This window comes from Flavobacterium antarcticum DSM 19726 (assembly GCF_000419685.1).
GTDB classification, from domain to species: Bacteria; Bacteroidota; Bacteroidia; order Flavobacteriales; family Flavobacteriaceae; genus Flavobacterium; species Flavobacterium antarcticum.
The window spans coordinates 1-4,813 of the sequence record NZ_ATTM01000012.1 but is presented as its reverse complement, the minus strand read 5'-3'; the positions used below and the strand labels follow the sequence as shown (position 1 = coordinate 4,813).

Genomic DNA, 4,813 nt, shown 5'->3' with positions numbered 1-4,813 from the left:
ATAGAGAGCTTGCTTTCTAGAGACCGGCGCACGGGTGCGTAACGCGTATGCAATCTACCTTTTACAAAGGGATAGCCCAGAGAAATTTGGATTAATACCTTATAGTATTACACTTTGGCATCAAGGAGTAATTAAAGATTTATCGGTAAAAGATGAGCATGCGTCCCATTAGCTAGTTGGTAAGGTAACGGCTTACCAAGGCAACGATGGGTAGGGGTCCTGAGAGGGAGATCCCCCACACTGGTACTGAGACACGGACCAGACTCCTACGGGAGGCAGCAGTGAGGAATATTGGTCAATGGACGCAAGTCTGAACCAGCCATGCCGCGTGCAGGATGACGGTCCTATGGATTGTAAACTGCTTTTGTACAGGAAGAAACCCTACTTCGTGAAGTAGATTGACGGTACTGTAAGAATAAGGATCGGCTAACTCCGTGCCAGCAGCCGCGGTAATACGGAGGATCCAAGCGTTATCCGGAATCATTGGGTTTAAAGGGTCCGTAGGCGGCCTAGCAAGTCAGTGGTGAAATCTCCCCGCTCAACGGGGAAACGGCCATTGATACTACTGGGCTTGAATTATTAGGAAGTAACTAGAATATGTAGTGTAGCGGTGAAATGCTTAGATATTACATGGAATACCAATTGCGAAGGCAGGTTACTACTAATTGATTGACGCTGATGGACGAAAGCGTGGGGAGCGAACAGGATTAGATACCCTGGTAGTCCACGCCGTAAACGATGGATACTAGCTGTTGGGCGCAAGTTCAGTGGCTAAGCGAAAGTGATAAGTATCCCACCTGGGGAGTACGTTCGCAAGAATGAAACTCAAAGGAATTGACGGGGGCCCGCACAAGCGGTGGAGCATGTGGTTTAATTCGATGATACGCGAGGAACCTTACCAAGGCTTAAATGTAGATTGACCGTTTTGGAAACAGAACTTTCGCAAGACAATTTACAAGGTGCTGCATGGTTGTCGTCAGCTCGTGCCGTGAGGTGTCAGGTTAAGTCCTATAACGAGCGCAACCCCTGTTGTTAGTTGCCAGCGAGTCATGTCGGGAACTCTAACAAGACTGCCAGTGCAAACTGTGAGGAAGGTGGGGATGACGTCAAATCATCACGGCCCTTACGCCTTGGGCTACACACGTGCTACAATGGACGGTACAGAGAGCAGCCACTGGGTGACCAGGAGCGAATCTACAAAACCGTTCTCAGTTCGGATCGGAGTCTGCAACTCGACTCCGTGAAGCTGGAATCGCTAGTAATCGGATATCAGCCATGATCCGGTGAATACGTTCCCGGGCCTTGTACACACCGCCCGTCAAGCCATGGAAGCTGGGGGTGCCTGAAGTCGGTGACCGCAAGGAGCTGCCTAGGGTAAAACTGGTAACTAGGGCTAAGTCGTAACAAGGTAGCCGTACCGGAAGGTGCGGCTGGAACACCTCCTTTCTAGAGAAAGACGCAATAATAACGTGTAAGTTTTAAGACTTACTTTACTCTTCGCTGTTGATTTAAAAAAATAATAAGTTAAAACAGAGTCTCGTAGCTCAGCTGGTTAGAGTACAACACTGATAATGTTGGGGTCGGCAGTTCGAGTCTGCCCGGGACTACTATTTTATACTTATAAGGAAATTCTAGAAGCTAGAATTCACCAAAGAGATTAGAAATCGAGAATGAGGACTGAAATCTGAATTCAAAATTCTAAATTGAAATGGGGAATTAGCTCAGCTGGCTAGAGCGCCTGCCTTGCACGCAGGAGGTCAACGGTTCGACTCCGTTATTCTCCACTATTCGCTAATGCGAAATCCGTTCATTGACATATTGAGATAAGAAAATATTTAATAAGTAGAAAGAAATGATTCTATTAATTTAGAATCGCACAATTGTAATTAATTTTACATTGGTACAATAAGCAAAATAAGGGCGTATGGGGAATGCCTAGGCTCTCAGAGGCGATGAAAGGCGTGATAAGCTGCGAAAAGTTACGGGGATGAGCACACATCAGACGATCCGTAAATACCTGAATGGGGCAACCCAATACATTGAAGATGTATTACTCCGATAGGAGGGCAAACCCGCTGAACTGAAACATCTAAGTAGGCGGAGGAGAAGAAAACAAAAGTGATTCCGTAAGTAGTGGCGAGCGAACGCGGATTAGCCCAAACCAATGTTGTTACGGCAAGATTGGGGTTGTAGGACCACGACATTTTATGCATGCAGAACCAGAAGGACCTGGAAAGGTCTACCAAAGAGGGTGATAGTCCCGTATGGGTAATAAATGTAATAGATAGTGGTATCCTGAGTAGGGCGGGACACGAGAAATCCTGTCTGAATTTGGCGGGACCATCCGCTAAGGCTAAATACTCCTGAGAGACCGATAGTGAACCAGTACCGTGAGGGAAAGGTGAAAAGAACCGTGAATAACGGAGTGAAATAGATCCTGAAACCATACGCCTACAAGCGGTCGGAGCCCTTTAGTGGGGTGACGGCGTGCCTTTTGCATAATGAGCCTACGAGTTAACGTTGCTGGCAAGGTTAAGTGGTTAAGCCACGGATCCGTAGCGAAAGCGAGTCTGAATAGGGCGCTTTAGTCAGTAGTGTTAGACGCGAAACCGTGTGATCTACCCATGGACAGGTTGAAGCTGTGGTAACACATAGTGGAGGACCGAACCCGTTGACGTTGAAAAGTCTTGGGATGATCTGTGGGTAGGGGTGAAAGGCCAATCAAACTCGGAAATAGCTCGTACTCCCCGAAATGCATTTAGGTGCAGCGTTATGCGTAAAGTTATATAGAGGTAGAGCTACTGATTGGATGCGGGGGCTTCACCGCCTACCAATTCCTGACAAACTCCGAATGCTATATAATGTTTCATAACAGTGAGGGCTTGGGTGCTAAGGTCCAAGTCCGAGAGGGAAAGAACCCAGACCATCAGCTAAGGTCCCCAAATATATACTAAGTTGAAAGAACGAGGTTTGTCTGCCCAGACAGCTAGGATGTTGGCTTGGAAGCAGCCATTCATTTAAAGAGTGCGTAACAGCTCACTAGTCGAGCGGACGAGCATGGATAATAATCGGGCATAAGTATATTACCGAAGCTATGGATTTACAATTTATTGTAAGTGGTAGGGGAGCATTCTAACAGGGTTGAAGGTGAGTCGTAAGGCTTGCTGGACCGGTTAGAAAAGAAAATGTAGGCATAAGTAACGATAATGCGGGCGAGAAACCCGCACACCGAAAGACTAAGGTTTCCACAGCTATGCTAATCAGCTGTGGGTTAGTCGGGTCCTAAGGCGAACCCGAAAGGGACAGTCGATGGCCAACGGGTTAATATTCCCGTACTTGTTATAACTGTGATGGGGTGACGGAGTGATGAAAGCGCCGCGAACTGACGGAATAGTTCGTTGAAGTACCTACCTATAAGGCCCGCAGGCAAATCCACGGGCTTTGGGGAAATACGATAGTACTCAGCGTCTTCGGACAACGAGATAGTGCGCCTAAGGGCTTCCAAGAAAAACCTCTAAACTTCAGGTTATAACAACCCGTACCGCAAACCGACACAGGTAGTCGAGAAGAGAATTCTAAGGTGCTCGAGAGATTCATGGCTAAGGAATTAGGCAAAATAGACCTGTAACTTCGGGAGAAAGGTCGCCAGCAGCGATGCTGGCCGCAGTGAAAGAGTCCAGGCGACTGTTTATCAAAAACACAGGGCTCTGCAAAATCGTAAGATGAAGTATAGGGCCTGACACCTGCCCGGTGCTTGAAGGTTAAGTGGAGATGTTATCCTCGGAGAAGCATTGAAATGAAGCCCAAGTAAACGGCGGCCGTAACTATAACGGTCCTAAGGTAGCGAAATTCCTTGTCGGGTAAGTTCCGACCTGCACGAATGGTGTAACGATCTGGACACTGTCTCAGCCATGAGCTCGGTGAAATTGTAGTAACGGTGAAGATGCCGTTTACCCGCAGTGGGACGAAAAGACCCTGTGCACCTTTACTATAGCTTAGTATTGGTCTTGGATAAGTGATGTGTAGGATAGGTGGGAGACTTCGATCCAGCGTCGCTAGGCGTTGGTTAGTCATTGTTGAAATACCACCCTTTGCTTATCTGAGATCTAACCCCGGAATCCGGGGGACATTGCTTGGTGGGTAGTTTGACTGGGGTGGTCGCCTCCAAAAGAGTAACGGAGGCTTCTAAAGGTTCCCTCAGTACGCTTGGTAACCGTGCGTAGAGTGCAATGGCATAAGGGAGCTTGACTGAGAGACATACAGGTCGATCAGGTACGAAAGTAGAGCATAGTGATCCGGTGGTTCCGCATGGAAGGGCCATCGCTCAAAGGATAAAAGGTACGCCGGGGATAACAGGCTGATCTCCCCCAAGAGCTCATATCGACGGGGGGGTTTGGCACCTCGATGTCGGCTCGTCACATCCTGGGGCTGGAGAAGGTCCCAAGGGTTGGGCTGTTCGCCCATTAAAGTGGCACGCGAGCTGGGTTCAGAACGTCGTGAGACAGTTCGGTCTCTATCTACTGTGGGCGTTAGAAATTTGAGTGGATCTGATTCTAGTACGAGAGGACCGAATTGGACAAACCTCTAGTGTATCTGTTGTCACGCCAGTGGCACCGCAGAGTAGCTACGTTTGGCAGGGATAAGCGCTGAAAGCATATAAGCGCGAAACCCACCACAAGATGAGATTTCTTTAAAGGGTCGTGGGAGATGACCACGTTGATAGGCTATAGATGTAAAGGCAGTAATGTCATAGTCGAGTAGTACTAATAACCCATAAGCTTATGTACAAATTTTCTCTCGTCAAGTTCGAAAG

At 47.9% G+C, this 4,813-nt stretch carries 2 tRNA genes and 2 rRNA genes; all 4 read left to right on the top strand.

The features are described from left to right. Positions 1 to 1,446: ribosomal RNA gene (locus YWA_RS0114405) — 16S ribosomal RNA — on the top strand; the annotation flags it as partial. 87 nt (positions 1,447 to 1,533) lie between these two features. Next, positions 1,534 to 1,607: transfer RNA gene (locus YWA_RS0114400), tRNA-Ile, on the top strand. A gap of 103 nt (positions 1,608 to 1,710) precedes the next feature. Then, positions 1,711 to 1,784, top strand: a tRNA-Ala gene (locus YWA_RS0114395). A 119-nt stretch (positions 1,785 to 1,903) separates the two neighbouring features. After that, positions 1,904 to 4,787: ribosomal RNA gene (locus YWA_RS0114390) — 23S ribosomal RNA — on the top strand. Positions 4,788 to 4,813 lie beyond the last annotated feature (26 nt).